This window comes from Marinobacter sp. 1-3A, from assembly GCF_016597775.1.
Classification (GTDB): Bacteria; Pseudomonadota; Gammaproteobacteria; order Pseudomonadales; family Oleiphilaceae; genus Marinobacter; species Marinobacter xiaoshiensis.
On sequence record NZ_VCGZ01000004.1, the window covers coordinates 57,726 to 72,923 of the forward strand.

Annotated in this window: 15 protein-coding genes; 10 read left to right on the forward strand and 5 right to left on the reverse strand. The window is 50.5% G+C overall.

The window, feature by feature from the left end:
- Window positions 1–2,199: a DEAD/DEAH box helicase gene (locus FE848_RS07475; RefSeq protein ID WP_200202178.1), complete on the forward strand. Its 2,199-nt coding sequence runs from the start codon at window positions 1–3 to the stop codon at window positions 2,197–2,199.
- Between the two features lie 25 nt (window positions 2,200–2,224).
- Here the strand turns inward: FE848_RS07475 and ltrA are convergent, their stop codons facing one another.
- The 3 genes from ltrA to FE848_RS07490 all read right to left on the reverse strand — a co-directional run bounded on the left by ltrA (window position 2,225) and on the right by FE848_RS07490 (window position 4,674).
- The gene (gene ltrA, locus FE848_RS07480) at window positions 2,225–3,601 is read right to left on the reverse strand and encodes a group II intron reverse transcriptase/maturase (RefSeq protein ID WP_227715223.1); all 1,377 of its coding nucleotides are present in this window, start codon (window positions 3,599–3,601) and stop codon (window positions 2,225–2,227) included.
- Between the two features lie 480 nt (window positions 3,602–4,081).
- Window positions 4,082–4,483 (reverse strand): PIN domain nuclease, encoded by a 402-nt coding sequence (locus FE848_RS07485; RefSeq protein ID WP_200202179.1) that lies wholly within the window; start codon window positions 4,481–4,483, stop codon window positions 4,082–4,084.
- Window positions 4,480–4,674, reverse strand: a complete 195-nt coding sequence (locus tag FE848_RS07490) for a type II toxin-antitoxin system VapB family antitoxin (RefSeq protein WP_200202180.1) — start codon at window positions 4,672–4,674, stop codon at window positions 4,480–4,482. Before FE848_RS07490 ends, FE848_RS07485 begins: the two co-directional genes overlap by 4 nt.
- Window positions 4,675–4,825: 151 nt before the next feature.
- Here FE848_RS07490 and FE848_RS07495 point away from each other — a divergent pair, with 151 nt between their 5' ends.
- From FE848_RS07495 to FE848_RS07505, 3 genes are all read left to right on the forward strand, one after another.
- The gene (locus FE848_RS07495) at window positions 4,826–5,179 is read left to right on the forward strand and encodes a zinc ribbon domain-containing protein (RefSeq protein WP_200202181.1); all 354 of its coding nucleotides are present in this window, start codon (window positions 4,826–4,828) and stop codon (window positions 5,177–5,179) included.
- Between the two features lie 135 nt (window positions 5,180–5,314).
- Complete coding sequence (locus tag FE848_RS07500) at window positions 5,315–5,965, forward strand: glutathione S-transferase family protein (RefSeq protein WP_200202182.1); 651 nt, start codon at window positions 5,315–5,317, stop codon at window positions 5,963–5,965.
- 97 nt (window positions 5,966–6,062) lie between these two features.
- Window positions 6,063–6,740: a class I SAM-dependent methyltransferase gene (locus FE848_RS07505; RefSeq protein WP_200202183.1), complete on the forward strand. Its 678-nt coding sequence runs from the start codon at window positions 6,063–6,065 to the stop codon at window positions 6,738–6,740.
- Between the two features lie 36 nt (window positions 6,741–6,776).
- On the opposite strand, the gene FE848_RS07510 is transcribed toward FE848_RS07505, so the two are convergent.
- Together FE848_RS07510 and FE848_RS07515 are read right to left on the reverse strand one after the other, a co-directional pair.
- A complete protein-coding gene (locus tag FE848_RS07510; RefSeq protein ID WP_200202184.1) occupies window positions 6,777–7,583 on the reverse strand; it encodes a hypothetical protein in 807 nt (268 codons plus the stop codon).
- Between the two features lie 153 nt (window positions 7,584–7,736).
- Window positions 7,737–8,804 carry a beta-N-acetylglucosaminidase domain-containing protein gene (locus FE848_RS07515; RefSeq protein ID WP_200202185.1) on the reverse strand — a complete coding sequence of 356 codons (1,068 nt, stop codon included), beginning with the start codon at window positions 8,802–8,804 and terminating at the stop codon, window positions 7,737–7,739.
- Between the two features lie 127 nt (window positions 8,805–8,931).
- Between FE848_RS07515 and FE848_RS07520 the strand changes: the two genes are divergently transcribed.
- The 6 genes from FE848_RS07520 (at window position 8,932) to FE848_RS07545 (ending at window position 15,187) form a co-directional block, all read left to right on the forward strand.
- Window positions 8,932–9,993, forward strand: a complete 1,062-nt coding sequence (locus tag FE848_RS07520) for an acyltransferase family protein (RefSeq protein WP_200202186.1) — start codon at window positions 8,932–8,934, stop codon at window positions 9,991–9,993.
- Window positions 9,994–10,045: 52 nt separating this feature from the next.
- The gene (locus FE848_RS07525) at window positions 10,046–10,504 is read left to right on the forward strand and encodes an ATPase (RefSeq protein WP_200202187.1); all 459 of its coding nucleotides are present in this window, start codon (window positions 10,046–10,048) and stop codon (window positions 10,502–10,504) included.
- Window positions 10,505–10,652: 148 nt separating this feature from the next.
- Entirely contained in the window at window positions 10,653–11,729 is a 1,077-nt protein-coding gene (locus tag FE848_RS07530) for a TRAP transporter substrate-binding protein (protein ID WP_200202188.1), read from the forward strand.
- 100 nt (window positions 11,730–11,829) lie between these two features.
- Window positions 11,830–12,375 (forward strand): TRAP transporter small permease subunit, encoded by a 546-nt coding sequence (locus FE848_RS07535; RefSeq protein WP_200202189.1) that lies wholly within the window; start codon window positions 11,830–11,832, stop codon window positions 12,373–12,375.
- Window positions 12,372–13,667: a TRAP transporter large permease gene (locus FE848_RS07540; RefSeq protein WP_200202190.1), complete on the forward strand. Its 1,296-nt coding sequence runs from the start codon at window positions 12,372–12,374 to the stop codon at window positions 13,665–13,667. Before FE848_RS07535 ends, FE848_RS07540 begins: the two co-directional genes overlap by 4 nt.
- Before the next feature lie 182 nt (window positions 13,668–13,849).
- The gene (locus FE848_RS07545; RefSeq protein ID WP_200202191.1) at window positions 13,850–15,187 is read left to right on the forward strand and encodes a class I SAM-dependent methyltransferase; all 1,338 of its coding nucleotides are present in this window, start codon (window positions 13,850–13,852) and stop codon (window positions 15,185–15,187) included.
- The last annotated feature ends 11 nt before the right edge of the window (window positions 15,188–15,198 follow it).

Here is a 15,198-nt window from a genome sequence, read left to right on the forward strand (position 1 = left end):
ATGACTGTAATACTAGAGAAAATCCAAACAGCAACTGAATTTAATAGTTCAGAAACATTTGATATTTATCGTCATTGTGCAGCAGCTCTGATTCAAGATGAAGAAGAAGGTATTAATATTTTAATTCACGTATTAAATTCAAGAGAAAAGTTTTCAAATTCACTGGATGAAATGCTAGCTGACGTGGTAGAATCTATTGGCTTCTACCCATACTTAAAAAAAGAAAGCTTAAAGCTTTCATCAACCAGTTCCAGAATCAGACAAGTAGCTAGTTTATCTTCAAACATAGAAGACAAGTATTTTCACGAAGAACAAAAATATGTTCTCGATTTGTTGAACTCGGATAAGAATGTAATTGTAAGTGCTCCTACAAGCTTCGGGAAAAGTCTGCTCATTGAAGAGATTGTTGCATCTTATAAATATAAGAATATTGTTGTAATACAACCAACGTTGGCACTATTAGACGAGACCAGAAAGAAACTCTCGAAGTATCAAGAAAACTACAAAATAATAGTTAGAACCTCACAAGAAGCATCTGCTGAGAAAAGTAATTTATTCCTTTTAACCTCAGAGAGGGTTAACGAATACCAAAACTTGCCAGATATTGATTTCCTTATCATTGACGAGTTTTATAAGTTAAGTTCAAAGAGAGACGATGAAAGATCGGATTCTTTGAATAATGCATTTAGATATATTCTAGAAAAATTTAACCCTAAGTTTTATCTGTTAGGACCTAACATAGAGGGAATATCTAAAGGGTTTGCAGAAAAGTATAATGCTGTTTTTTACAAAACAAAATATAGCCTAGTTGGTTGTGATGAAATTGATATATACCAAGAGCATAAAGGTAAATTCGGTGCGCAAGGAGAAAAGAAAAAGTATAAGGAAAGAGTATTATTTGACTTGCTATATGACCTCAAAGAACAGAACACTATAATCTATTGTTCGTCCCCATCTAGAGCTAGATATTTATCAGCTGAATTCTTAAAATACTTGATCGAAAAAAACGAGTCTCCTCGAAATCGTGATCTGTCAATCATAGACTGGATAGAAACCTATGTCTCTGAAGACTGGACTCTTGTTGATTGTTTAAAATATAGAATTGGAGTTCATGATGGTGCTTTACAGAAACACTTAACATCATCGATCATTGACTATTTTAACAGCGGAATATTGAAGACTCTATTTTGTACAGCAACAATAATCGAAGGTGTCAACACAACTGCAAAAAATGTAGTCTTTTTTGATCACAAGAAAGGAAGGAATACTCCAATTGACTTTTTTGATTACTCAAACATTAAAGGTAGAGCTGGACGCTTAATGGAGCATTATGTTGGTAGAATTTTTAATTTCAATCCAACACCCAAGCATGACCAAATATATATTGATATTCCTTTCTTTGAGCAAAACCCTATTTCAGATGAAGTACTTATAAATATCAATAATGAGGACGTTCTAGATAAGGAAAGTGAACAATATCAATATTTATCAAAAATTCCAGAAAACGAGAAGGAGATTTTCTCTAGGAATTCTCTCTACATTCGAGGCCAAGATGCGCTGATCTCAAGAATCAGACAAGACATAAGAGAAAACTATGAGCTGATATGTTGGGATTCCACCCCAAGATACAGACAGCTTGAATATTGTTTAGGACTTGCTTGGGATTACCTTATAAAGCCAGGCGAAAATGTTAACCCAATGACAAAGAAAAAAATTGTTAAGGTTACTTTTGACTATGGCATCAATAAAAGCATAATTGAATTAGTAAAAAACAACTTTGTTTATAAGAAAAAGCTTGAACGCTATGATAGTTGGAGTGATAAAGAAATACTCGATGAATCAATACGAGATAGTTTTCAGATTTTGCGTCACTGGTTCCAATATAAAATTCCAAAATGGTTGCTTGTTGTAAATGAACTTCAAAGATTTGTTTGCAGTGAGCTGGGTGTAAAGCCGGGAAATTATACATTTTATGCAAGCTCAATCGAAAGTGACTTTGTTAGAGAAAACCTTACCATCCTTTCCGAGTATGGTGTACCAAGGTCAGCAATAGACAAAATAGAAAAGTATATAGATAAAGATCTCAATCAAGATTTGGTAATAAATGAAATTATCAACAAAAAAATACATGAGAAGCCTGAGTTCTTAAGCTACGAACGTGAAAAATTAATATCCAACTATACCGAAAGAGACGTTTAATCGGGTAGCCGAGGGTATCTAACCCTCAGCCCCCACAACACCCTGCATGCGGGTCCGCACAGGGCGTTTCACCGGGAATGGTGAAGCCTGATCCATCCATCGCGAAGCGATACCAATCCTTCGGCTTCAGGTAGTCGTTCGACAGAGCCTGTTGAATGCCCGGAGTTTTGGAGCTGCGCCATGGACCTTTACTGGTGATGCCACATGCCACGGCAGACTGCACATGCACACCCAGCCTCATCAGGTTTCTCACTTTGGTGCGCGGCTTACGCCACTGTCGCCAGTAAGCCATCCGGACGCGACGGCGGATCCAATGATCCAGATCGCAGCAGCGTTGGTAGCCAGTGGCAATGCCAAAGTAGTTGATCCAGCCACGGAGGTACTGGCTGACCTTGAAGAGCTGGTAGTGCATCGACACGCCCCAGTTCCGGTTCGTCAGTACCCGGATGCGCTGCTTGAACTTATGCAACGTGTCCGGGTGCCAATGGATCTGGGTTCCCTTGAAGGTAAAGCCCAGGAACTTGCTGTCATTGGTTCTGACTACGCGGCTCTTGGCCGTGTTGACCGTCAGTTTCAGGCGATGCTCCAGGTAGTGGCTGATGCTGGCTAGCACCCGGTCGCCCGCGCGTCGGCTGCTCACCACAATGGTGAAGTCATCCGCATAACGGGCAAACCGATGGCCCCGTCGTTCCAGTTCTTTATCCAGCGGGTCAAGCATGATGTTAGCCAGCAGAGGTGACAATGGGCCACCCTGAGGTACACCTTCCCGACTCTCCAGATAGAGCTGGTTATCGATAATCCCAGCTCGCAGGTATCGGGCAATCAGGGCCAGTAGGCGCTTGTCCCGAACCTTGTGGCCCAGGTGCGTCATCAGCAGGTCATGATTAACCCGGTCGAAGAACTTCGACAGGTCCACATCCACGGCAAAGCGCTTCCTTTCCTTGAGAATGCTTTGCACTCGTCGCACCGCCTGGTGCGCGTTCCGGCCCGGACGGAAGCCGTAGCTGTCCGTTGAAAATCCCGGGCCGAACAGGGGCATCAGGATCTGGGCAATGGCTTGCTGAATCACCCGGTCTGTCACCGTCGGGATACCAAGCTGGCGCTTGCCCCCGTCCGGTTTGTCGATCTCAACCCGCCGCACCGGCGCTGGTTGATAATTGCCCGAGCGAATCGACTGCTCGACCACGATCCAGTGGCCGGCCTTTACCCAAGCGGGAAACTCATCGATGGTCATACCATCGACACCCGCCGCTCCCTTGTTGGCTCGAACCTGTTTCCAGGCTTGTTGTAGGTTAGCCCGGTGCAGTACAGCGTCGAGTAGATCATTGCTAAAGGCTGGCTTCATGGCCGTACGCTGAGCCACGTCACTGCCGGACGGCATTCGTGTGTTCAAGTCGGTCAAGGCTCCTCCTTATATTCCCGGTGTTAGGCCCTTCACCCTGTCCCGTCCATTACGACGGGCGTTTGGCTACTATGGCCGCTGCTGACTTCTGCTCATGAGCAGACCCCGATGCGTCGGACCGCCCCAGATAAGAGCATGCACTGTCGCTGCACAACTGCATCATTTACGGTGGCCGTTAGATCACGCGGCTTCGTTGTCTTGTGCCAACTCGCCTCCGGCCTACGCCTCATATGATGTTCTTGTTCATCAGCTCGCAGTTTTGCTAGCGGCTTCCTCCAGACCGTTCCTCACGGATTAGCCCTTGCCATTCGCTAGTGGTTAGCGTTCAATCGGCTAAAACCGGCTGAACGGTGACCTTCCCACAGGGGACTTTCACCCCATTAGTTCATGCCCATGCTGGGCGTACACAAGGCAATCAAATTCGTTCCGGCCTTCGGCCTCCACCGGACGCCCTTGTCAGGGCGCCGTTTATTGCTGGCGTTATGTTTCTCTCAGCGCAGGCTCAAGTCCAAGGTGATCAACAAAGGGGATGAAGTCGCGATCCAAAAACAGCAAGGGCAGCTCTTTCTCTATGCAGAATGTCGCGATGATCACGTCGGCAGTTTTTCTGATCGTGATGCCTTTTTTTCGTAGCGCTCGATAGTTGTCGGCGCACTTAGCTGCCATTTCTTTGCCAAACATTTCATACTGATCCAGAGCAAGCAGGCTTTGCTTGGTTTGGCGATATTGTTTGTCGTTGCGGATACCTTGGAGGATTTCTAAAAATACGAGATCTCCAATAGCAACCGAACCTTGGACTATCGAAGCATCCAGCAGATCAGTTTGCGGGTTGTCGACTCCATTGAAATAGTCGATCCAGACGCTAGTGTCTACCAGGATCATCGGGCAGCTCGCATTTCGTCCAAATCGCCTTCCCACTTGATCTTGCCGCGCAACTTCCGAATTTCCTGCTGCTTGCTAAGCTGGACCAGAAGTTTCAGGCCTTGCTCGACGGCCTCTTTTTTGGTTTCGTAACCGGAGGCTTTGAGGGCTTCGGCCATTAACTGGTCGTCAATGACTATGTTCGTTCTCATGATGCACCTATGTGTATGGTATTCGACTTTTATACACAATCTAGCATCTCAAAGAGAACATAACAAACGGCTGCACTGCGGCCGGTTTTCCGCTGCTTCGCTGCTCCAAACCGACGAGTGAGCCGGGCGTTAACAGATAAGGAGATCGAATATGTCACGTTTTTGGGATGCATTTCAACACCTCGAAATTGCGCAAAACCGCAGAAAAAGTGGTGACGCTCAGATAGATGCAAAAACTGCCCTCCGCTCGATTGATGAGTTGGAAGAAAAAGTAGATCGTCTGTCTTTACTTTGCCACGCGCTATTTGAAGAGTTGGAGCGTGCCACAGGCTTCTCCGAAACCCAGCTCAAAGAGAAGATGACTCAAATAGATCTTCGCGATGGCAGAAAAGATGGGAAATATGATCCGGTTATGGGAGCGGATTGCCCGGACTGCGGGCGTCAAGTAAAGAAAACTCGGAAAAATTGTTTTTGGTGTGGTGCAAGCCTCCAACCTTTGACATAAGCGAACACCATTAACCAGTGTGCACGGCGACGCCCATTACATTGCGCCTTGGGCTATCTCAGCCAGATGGAAGCCCAGTGCGCATAACCGAGTGTCTACTTTTAGTGGGTAGGATCAATTTTCAAGGAGTGAACTTTGGAACTCGTAATCGGGAATAAAAATTACTCGTCATGGTCGTTAAGGCCTTGGCTGCTTTTGTCGGTCCACGAGGTACCTTTTAAGGAAGTGCGGATTCCGCTGAATCAAGCCGGTACATCCACTGCGCTTGCGCAGCATACCGTTGCAGGGAAAGTCCCGGTACTCAAAGACAATGACCTGGTCATCTGGGATTCACTGGCAATTTGCGAGTATATTTCAGAGCAGTATCTAGACGGCCGCGGATGGCCAAGTTCCGTTCGCGCACGAGCAGAAGCAAGATCTTGCTGTGCAGAAATGCACTCGGGGTTCACAGAAATTCGAATCCAATTGCCAATGAATTGTCGCGCAATCGGGCGCAAAGTCCCTCTTAATACAACCCTTGAGCGAGAGATAGCTCGGATAGACCGAATCTGGTCGCAGTACCGAGAAACCTATTCCGCTGCCGGCCCGTGGTTGTTCGGTGAGTTCTCTATTGCAGATTGCATGTTCGCTCCAGTTGCGTCGCGATTTAAAACCTACGGAATCAAAGTCTCGGCGGTATCTACAGAATATATGCAGTTCGTCCTCGACCATGAACAAATGAGGGAGTGGGTTAGCCAAGCTCACGGTGAGCCCGAAACCATAGATGTGTCCGAGGTAGGAATATAACAATCATTGTCACGGCGACATCTACTACATTGCGCCTTCGCCCCCATTCCGCAGCCGCGCACGCTATTGGCGCTATACAGACTAAGGAGAGTCAGATTTGAAGTTAACCAATGTAGTCCCGTGGGGCCGATCTTTTGAAGAATATCAGGCGATGTTTGAGCTATCGGATGATGACCTGAACAAGAAAATTCTAGGTTGCGGTGATGGCCCTGCAAGCTTCAATGTAGAGGCAACAGAGCGTGGGTGTGAAGTTGTTTCCTGTGATCCGGTTTACCAGTTTCAGGTCGGCGAAATACGTCGCCGGATTGATGAAGTGTACCCGGAAATCATGACTAAAGTGCGGCAGGACGCAGACAAGTATATTTGGGAGTCACTGAGTAGCGTCGAGCATCTTGGCGAGGTTCGCATGAATGCCATGTCGAGGTTACTGGCCGACTTTGAGGCGGGTTGTCAGCAAGGGCGGTATGTATCAGCATCTTTGCCGTCGCTGCCGTTTTCCGACTCCGAGTTCGATTTGGCACTCTGCTCCCACTACCTTTTTCTCTACAGTGACCATGTGGATGGGGCAACTCACCTCGCATCAATGCGGGAGCTATGCAGAGTGGCGACCGAAGTCCGTGTCTTTCCTGTTGTATCCTTAGACGGAGAGGTCTCGAAGCATTTGGATCAGGTAAAGACCGCTTTATCTGCCGATGGGATGGATGTCTCATTGCAGCCTGTCAGTTACCGGTTTCAAAAAGGTGCTACTGAGATGTTGGTGGCAAAGTCCGTATAACCAGTGGCTGTTAAGGACGCCACTGGCGTGGCGCAGCTAGCGTTCGCCCCTCGCGGCCAGAGTAACCCAGGATGCCTCTGCGTCTACAAGGTATTTATAAAGCCCCCGGATTATGCTCTCATCGAACATCCTCATTTCCGGTGTTGAATGGCACTCCTTGAGTTCAGCCAGTTCTTCATCGCTCAGGTGTTCCAGTATAACGTAACTGGCTAATTGGCTATATTTTGTCGTTTCACGGGACATCTCTTCGAACTCGGTCTCATTATAGTATGAGTCCATCATTTCCCGGGTTCGCCCTAACATCGGGTACTTTTCCTTCATGTCCAGATTCATCAGCCAGAACATCTGCTTTGTGGTCTTCAGCCAGATTTCCGGATTGCGATATTGGCTCTGCAGAGGCTTCACTTTTTCCATTCGATCGGGGTCTGGCTCGGTAATGCCCAGCTCGAGGGGCACCAGTTTATCGCGAAAGACCTGTGCGCCCTGCCTGGTCAGTCGCTGGTATTGAGCGAAATGGTATTTTTTCATGGAATCACTGGTGAAGCATTCCATTAGGCCCGCCACATGCTTTTGTTCCAGAGATTTGGTGAATTCCTGCACCGAATAACTATAAATCGCCTGAATATCGAGCTTACCGGCGAAGTCGCGGAAAATCCGTGCAAGCTTTTCGGTAGGCACTCCCCGGGCAGTCCGGTTGTTGGCCTCAGAAACGCTCAGGCGGAAAGATAATACTTTCAGGTCAAGTCGACTGGCTTCTACGAGCTTTTTTACGTCATCCGGTGAGACTTCTGCTCTGGCCAATGGCATGGTGACCAGTAACAACAGCACAACAAGGTACTTCATAACGACCGCAAGCACTGATTAACTCAGAGCACTCCTTTGCGTTTTTTGATAAAGCAGGGCGCAATGGTACCACCTGAATCTTAGGCAATGCGGAAGTGGCCAGCAAAACAAAGAGTCTGCGTGGGGGTTAGTATCGAGCTCATAAAACGCGACTCATTGTGTCTGAACCATCTCATCCGTCACCTTGTACTCACCCACTAGCCAGCGCAGGATTTCGCTGGCTGCCGGGTGATCGTAGGCATCGTATGTGCGCAGCAGGCTTTGCCGCTTTTCCTCGCTGATTCGCCCCAGCCCTGCATCCTGAAGCACCAGCAAATCACTGTGAAGCTGCTCTGCCAATTCCCTGCCCAGCACTTCTTTGGCAGCGCTGAAAAACGCATGTCCATACTGGTATTCAGAACCCTGACGATAAGAATCTGCCAGAGTTATGGCAGGAATTCTGGTTAACGTGGGCTGAAGCGCCGGGTTGATGCCATGGCCGGAAATATAGGCACCATTAGCCGCCGGGCGACCTGTAAACCCTCGCAGGTGAAGGTGCTGCGACATGCGGTCGCCGTCGTTTACCGGGTAGTTGTCCCAGAGCACGGGTTTGCGTCCAAGCTGTTCATTCACACGTTTGAGATGCCCAGGGGAGATTTCTCTGGAACAAACTTCCTCTCCGGTCCAGAAAACCTGGATGTCATGATGCAGCAGGCGGCCAAGGGTTTCCAGATAGCCAGGTGGGCGTTCACCGAACACCCGGTCCAGCACCGGATCATCTGAATAGTAGCTGGGGCATATTGAGAGGATACGAGCCTGAGTGCGCTCCCGAATCCAGTGCATGATCTCTACTTGAGTTTCGGCAAGCCCCGGGGTGTCGGAGTGCATGTCGTCAAATAGTATGGCCAGTTCATCAATCCCGATACGGTCAAGCTGTTCGAGCTTCACGGCCAGTGCGCTGCGGGCGTCATCATCAAAGTTATTGAAGATTTCGAAGGGGCTCAGGCCAATACCAAATCGCAGCCCTTGTTTGCGGCAAAACCGACCAAACTCCGCTAATTCTGAAACCATTTCCGGCGGGTGAGGCTCTTGCCAGCGGCGGCGCAGAAAGGCATCGGCCTTGGGTGCATAAAGATAAAAGCCGTATCCATGGGGCGCAAGCGCGCGAACCAGCTGCTGTCGCTCTTGCCAGTTCCATACTGGCCCGTAAAAGCCTTCGATAATGCCAAGTGTTGTACCCATGGCGCTCTCCCTATCAGCTCGGTGTGTTAACACATGGTATACCTACCGCAAGCGAATGGTATATCTCATCCGTATTGTCGGCCGCAAAAGCAAGCTAATATAAAGCGAAATCCCGACGGAACCGGCTATGAATCCATCTCAGGCAAGGCTGGGCAGTCTTGATGCATTGCGTGGCCTCGCAGCTCTGGGGGTGGTGCTTTTTCATTACCTGCCCTATTACAACAAGATCTTTGGCCATTCATTCGAGTTGCCGCAGCTGCTGACAGAGGCTCTGCTCTTTGGCCGTTACGGTGTGCACCTGTTCTTCATTCTCAGCGGCTTTGTCATTTTCATGACCCTTGAACGCACCCGCAATGCCGCCTGGTTTGGTTTGGCGAGGGCGGTGCGGCTGCTGCCAGCACTCTGGGCCGGCATTATTCTTACGTTCACCTCTGTGCATCTTCTTGGCCCCGAAAGCCGCGCGGTCAGTTTTGAAACCGCCTTGCTCAACGCAACCTTGCTGCATGAGTATTTTGGCGCCGAGCATGTGGATGGGGCTTACTGGAGCCTTGTCGTTGAGGTGACCTTCTACAGCTGGATGGCATTATTGTTTTATACCCTGCGGGAGTGGTCACGGCTGCGCCTGGCCTTCTGGGTGTGGATGCTGGTGAGCTATGCAGGCGTGATCTGGTGGAAGCAGATACCTGAGGGCGTGGAGTTTCTGGTCAAGGACCTGATGTTTGTAAAATATGCCCCCCTGTTTATGGGCGGCATACTGATTTACCGCATTTACAAATACGGCCGGCCAGCGATGGCAGATACCGCATTGCTGGCGCTGGCGGTTTGCCACGGCCTGCTTGCCTACAAAATGCCCTACAGTTTTTTTGTACTGGGGTGTTTCACTGTGTTTGCTCTCGCTGTAGCCGGTCGCCTTAACTGGCTGGCAAACCGGCCCCTGCTGTGGCTGGGCAGCCTCTCCTACAGCCTCTATCTGGTGCACCAGAATATTGGATATGGGGTAATCAGCTGGAGCTACAACGCGGGCCTGCCGGGCTGGCTGGGCGTAATTCTCGCGCTCGCCACGGCATTTGTGCTTGCCTCGCTGATTCATTACACCGTTGAAAAGCCCACTCAGCGCCAGTTCCGTAGCTGGCGCCGTCGTTCTGAGGCCGTCAGAACTGCAGGCACAACAGCAAAAGCCGTCGAATAGGCTAACCTTTGATCACTGGATTGACTAAATACCCGACTGCCGGAGTTTGGCCATGGAAATAAAAACCTTTGAAGATCTGATTGACTGGACCCGCCAGCTGCACGCTCACCTGGCTAGGTGCCTGCACGATGCAGCAGAGAAACACGGCAATGAACGCGCAAGTGCGCTTATGGACTACGTTGCCAGCCACGAAACCCTGTTAGCCAAGGCGGTGGCAGAATTCGAAAAACAGGCTGACCCAAAAGTACTGAAAACGCGGCTTTATGACTATCAAACGCACAAGCCCTTTACCCCTGGCGCGGCCTGCGATCCTCGGCTTACGACCATGAGCTTTGATGACATAGCCAAAGAAGTTTTTACCTTTCACGATGAGATTATGGAGCTGTACAAAACACTCATTGGCAAGGCTGAAATCGAGGGCGCAAAGACACTGCTAGAGGATCTCCTGTCCCTGGAACAACACCACGCCATGCAGCTTTCCAGCCAGATTGGCAGGATGAACGACCTTTGAGGCCACTCTTCGGCCTACGACCTATGTCTTACCCAGGGTGATTTTTCGTTTTACTGGCGCAGGTTACTTGTTAATGTGAACCAGTTGAAAGACCTCTCAAAAGAAGGTCCAGCTCGATCCATAACAATGACAAAAGGACACAAGAGCAATGAAAATCCGTTCTGTTCTATCGGCAGCCGTGCTCGCCGTAGCTGCTACGTTCACCTCCGCACAAGCCTTTGCACAAGACACCTTCACCCTGAAAATGGCAGAAACCTGGGGCCCGAACTTCCCGATTTTTGGTGACACAACCAAGAACTTTGCGAAGTCCGTCGAAACCATGTCTAACGGACGCCTCAAGATTCGCATAGATTCCGCCAACAAGCACAAAGCACCTCTGGGCGTGTTTGATATGGTGAAAGCTGGCCAGTACGACATGGGCCACTCGGCTTCCTATTACTGGAAAGGCAAGGTTCCTGAGACCCTGTTCTTCACCAGCATGCCCTTTGGCATGAATGCTATGGAACAGTATGCCTGGTTCTACCATGGTGGCGGCATGGAACTCATGCAGGAAGTTTACGGCGCCCACAACATGCTGTCTTTCCCCGGCGGCAACACAGGCGTTCAAATGGGTGGCTGGTTTCGCGAGGAAATCAAATCGCTGGACGACCTCAAAGGTCTGAAAATGCGTATTCCTGGCTTCGCCGGTGAAGTCTTCGCAGAAGTGGGCGTGAATCCCACCAACATTGCACCAGGGGAGCTTTACACCGCATTGGAGCGCAACACCATTGATGCGGTTGAGTGGGTAGGTCCGGCCCTGGATTTGCGCCTTGGCTTTCAGCAGATTGCCGATTACTACTACACCGGGTGGCACGAGCCAGCTACCGAACTGCAATTCCTGATCAACAAGAAAGTGTGGGAAAAGCTGCCGGCTGATCTGAAGGAAATCCTGCGTGTTGCCATGCGCACCGCCTCTTACGACATGCTGGTTCTTTCCCAGCACGCCAATGCGGAAGCCTGGGCCAACATCAAGAAAGACTATCCCAACGTGCAGATCAAACAGTTCCCACAGGATATCTTCCAGGCCATGTACGATGCCAACAAGAAACTCCTGAAAGAAGCGTCTGCGAGCAACGAGCAAGCAGCCCGGATTGTGAAGTCGCAACAGGACTATCTGGCGCAAAGCCGTGCTTACACCGATATTTCTGAACGCGCCTACCTGAACACCATGGGCACAGTCGAGTAAGATAGCGCTTGAAAAGGAGCCGGGATCGCTCTGAAGGTGATCCCGGTTTTGTTGTTTATAGCAATAGCAGAATCGCCAACCCCCAGGCGGAGGATAGTGAATGCAGTGGATTATAAAGCTGGATGAGGGCCTGGCCCGCGTATCCATTTTTTGCGGCTGGATTGCCTGCGTTGCAATGCTGCTGATGGCAGGCAATGTGTTTTACGACGTTGTCGCCCGATACGCATTCAATGAAGTGTCCATTGGCATGCAAGAAATGGAATGGCACCTCTACTCAGTGGTGTTTCTGCTCGGCATCCCCTATGCACTGCGCACCGACGGCCACGTAAGGGTTGATGTGTTTTACACGCGCTGGAGCAACAAGGCCAAGGCTTGGGTAAACCTGACAGGCGCCCTGCTGTTCGTTGTGCCATTTGCCTGGCTGATAGGCATCTATGGGTATGATTTTGCACTGGACGCTTACACGATGGGCGAAGGCAGTGGTGATCCGGGGGGGTTGCCGTATCGCTGGGTGATCAAATCTGTAATCCCGCTCTCGGCGTTTTTTATCGCCATTGCCGGCCTGAATATGGCCACCTTTGCCCTGCGCGTAATGGCTGGCGACAAGCAGTACGATGTTGAACACAGCGGAGGGGGCCTCGCATGATCGGCATGATTATGTTCCTCGTCGCCCTGTTCATGCTGATGCTGGGCTTCCCTGTTGCCTTCACATTTGGCGGCGTTGCCTTGTTCTTTGGCGTATTTGCAGAAGGCATGGATCTGTTCGCCTTCATGCCTTATCGCATCATGAGCGTAATGCAGAATACGGTGTTGATGGCCGTACCCCTGTTTATCTTCATGGGCGTTATTCTTCAACGCACGCGCCTGGCGGAGCAGCTGTTAACATCCATGGGCCGCTTGTTTGGTGGCCTGCCCGGTGGCCTGGCCATTTCAACCATCCTTGTGGGCGCACTGCTTGCAGCCTCAACCGGTGTTGTGGGGGCAAGCGTGGTGGCTATGGGGCTGATTTCTTTACCTGTCATGCTGGCCCACAAGTACGACAAACGCCTGGCAACCGGCACCATCTGCGCAGCGGGCACCTTGGGGCAGATAGTTCCCCCATCAATCATTCTGATTATTCTGGGCGACGTGCTTGGGCTCCCCGTAGGGGATCTGTTCAAGGCAGCCGTTGGGCCGGGCGTGGTTCTTATTGGCCTCTACATTGTCTACATTCTGGTGGTAACCCGCTTCAAGCCGGAGACCGCCCCGGCTATGCCAAAAGACGACAGCGTGTCCCGTAAAAAGGAAATCATGAACGCCCTGCTGGCGATCATTCCGCCACTGGCATTGATTGTTATAGTGCTTGGTTCGATCTTTACTGGCATAGCGACACCCACAGAATCCTCCGCACTGGGCGGCATCGGCGCCATTATTCTGGCCATTATCTATCGTCAGTTCTCATTCCAGATGGTGTGGGACGCCTCGAAAGATACGGTTAAAGTAACCGCCATGGTGTTCGCCATCCTGATCGGTGCAACCGCCTTCTCCATGGTGTTCAGCTACACCGGTGGCGATTATCTGCTGGAGGAATGGATGCTGGCGCTTCCGGGCGAGAAGTGGGGCTTTATCATCCTGGCCATGCTGGTGATTATGATTCTGGGCTTCTTCATCGACTTTGTGGAAATCTCCTTTATCATCGTGCCTATTCTGGCGCCGGTAGCAGAAGCCCTGGGTATCAATATGCTCTGGTTTGCCATACTCATCGCCATGAACCTGCAAACCAGCTTCCTCACACCGCCTTTCGGGTTCTCCCTGTTCTATCTCAAAGGAGTTGCGCCGCCAGAAGTGCGAACGGTCGACATCTACAAAGGGGTCTTGCCGTTCATCCTCCTGCAGGTATTGGTACTGGCAATGATCGTGATATTCCCGGAGTGGTTTGGCATGAGTTCCTCTTACTGACACTGAACGCAGCCGGGTCGCCCGGTCCGGCTGCAACTTGTCTCCCCGCACAGACCTGACAAACGCAAAACCTTTTCTATACTGAACAGACAATCAAACATTCTCAGACAAGTATTCGGGATTAGCCTTGGCGTAGAGCCGCCGGCCTGAACAGCAATGTTAAGGTAAAAGAGGAAAAGTCCGTGAACCAGAACAGTGCCCAAAAGAGCACCAAAAGGAGTGCTCAAGCCACTGGGCTTAACGAACACTCAAATCAACGCCATGTCCTCAACCTTCCTTTACAGAATACCCACGTAGAGCGCGCACCCCATACCCATGAGCGCTGGCTTGTCGCCAAGCTGATGCGTATGGCAGGGTCTCCGCCGATTCGCTTTCAGCTATGGAATAGCGATGTGATTGAGCCATCGGACCAGCCGGCCCGGTTTACCATAAGGCTTGCAGACCCGAAGGCGCTCTATGCTCTGGTTACCAACCCCAACCTGGCCTTTGGCGACCTTTACAGCGCGGGCCGACTGGATGTGGAAGGCGATCTGCCAGAGCTAATGGTTACTATCTATCAGGCTATCCACCAAGCCCGACAGAAATGGCCAAGATGGCTTGAAGCCTTATGGCGAAACCACACCCCCCGCTCAACAGGCCTGATGGAAGCTCGAGACAATATTCACCACCATTATGATCTGGGTAATGACTTCTATCAGCTCTGGCTGGATAAGGCCGAAATGCAGTACACCTGCGCCTACTACGAGCGGCCAGAACTGAGTTTGGAGCAGGCTCAACTGGCAAAGATGGAACATGTATGCAGAAAACTCAGGCTCAAACCGGGCATGACCGTGGTTGAAGCCGGCTGTGGCTGGGGTGGGCTTGCCCGCTACATGGCTCGAAACTATGGGGTAACCGTTCATGCCTACAACATTTCCAGGGAGCAGATCGCCTATGCTCGCGAACAGGCGCGCCAGCAAGGGCTGGAAAGCCAGATTGAGTACATTGAAGACGACTACAGAAACATCCAGGGACAATATGATGCGTTCGTTTCGGTGGGCATGCTGGAACACGTAGGCAAAGAGAACTACCTGGAGTTATCTGAACTGATAAAACGCACGCTCAGCCCCAATGGCATGGCGTTGCTTCACAGCATCGGTCGAAACACGCCCATGCTGATGAACGCCTGGATTGAAAAGCGCATTTTCCCCGGGGCCTATCCCCCGAGCATTGGCGAAATCATGGCGCTGTGTGAGCACAGCAGTTTTTCCGTACTCGATGTAGAAAACCTCCGCCTTCACTATGCCGAAACTCTCAGTGAGTGGCTGGAGCGCTTCAATACAGTCGAAGCAAACATCACTGACATGTACGACGAGCACTTCACCCGCGCCTGGCGAATGTATCTGGCCGGTTCCATTGCCGCCTTTCGGGCAGGTTCGCTGCAGCTTTTCCAGGTTGTATTCACCCACGGCGACAACCACCAGCTGCCCAAAACTCGACAGGACTTGTACCACTTCCCCGCTGCCCCCGAAAACGCTTGAGGTTACCGGCT

Coding starts and splice junctions, on each gene's coding strand:
- FE848_RS07475 (WP_200202178.1), top strand. CDS start 1: ATGACTGTAATACTAGAGAAAATCCAAACAGCAACTGAATTTAATAGT.
- FE848_RS07485 (WP_200202179.1), bottom strand. CDS start 4,483: ATGATCCTGGTAGACACTAGCGTCTGGATCGACTATTTCAATGGAGTC.
- FE848_RS07510 (WP_200202184.1), bottom strand. CDS start 7,583: ATGAAGTACCTTGTTGTGCTGTTGTTACTGGTCACCATGCCATTGGCC.
- FE848_RS07535 (WP_200202189.1), top strand. CDS start 11,830: ATGCAGTGGATTATAAAGCTGGATGAGGGCCTGGCCCGCGTATCCATT.
- FE848_RS07540 (WP_200202190.1), top strand. CDS start 12,372: ATGATCGGCATGATTATGTTCCTCGTCGCCCTGTTCATGCTGATGCTG.
- FE848_RS07520 (WP_200202186.1), top strand. CDS start 8,932: ATGAATCCATCTCAGGCAAGGCTGGGCAGTCTTGATGCATTGCGTGGC.
- FE848_RS07530 (WP_200202188.1), top strand. CDS start 10,653: ATGAAAATCCGTTCTGTTCTATCGGCAGCCGTGCTCGCCGTAGCTGCT.
- FE848_RS07495 (WP_200202181.1), top strand. CDS start 4,826: ATGTCACGTTTTTGGGATGCATTTCAACACCTCGAAATTGCGCAAAAC.
- FE848_RS07490 (WP_200202180.1), bottom strand. CDS start 4,674: ATGAGAACGAACATAGTCATTGACGACCAGTTAATGGCCGAAGCCCTC.
- FE848_RS07515 (WP_200202185.1), bottom strand. CDS start 8,804: ATGGGTACAACACTTGGCATTATCGAAGGCTTTTACGGGCCAGTATGG.
- FE848_RS07525 (WP_200202187.1), top strand. CDS start 10,046: ATGGAAATAAAAACCTTTGAAGATCTGATTGACTGGACCCGCCAGCTG.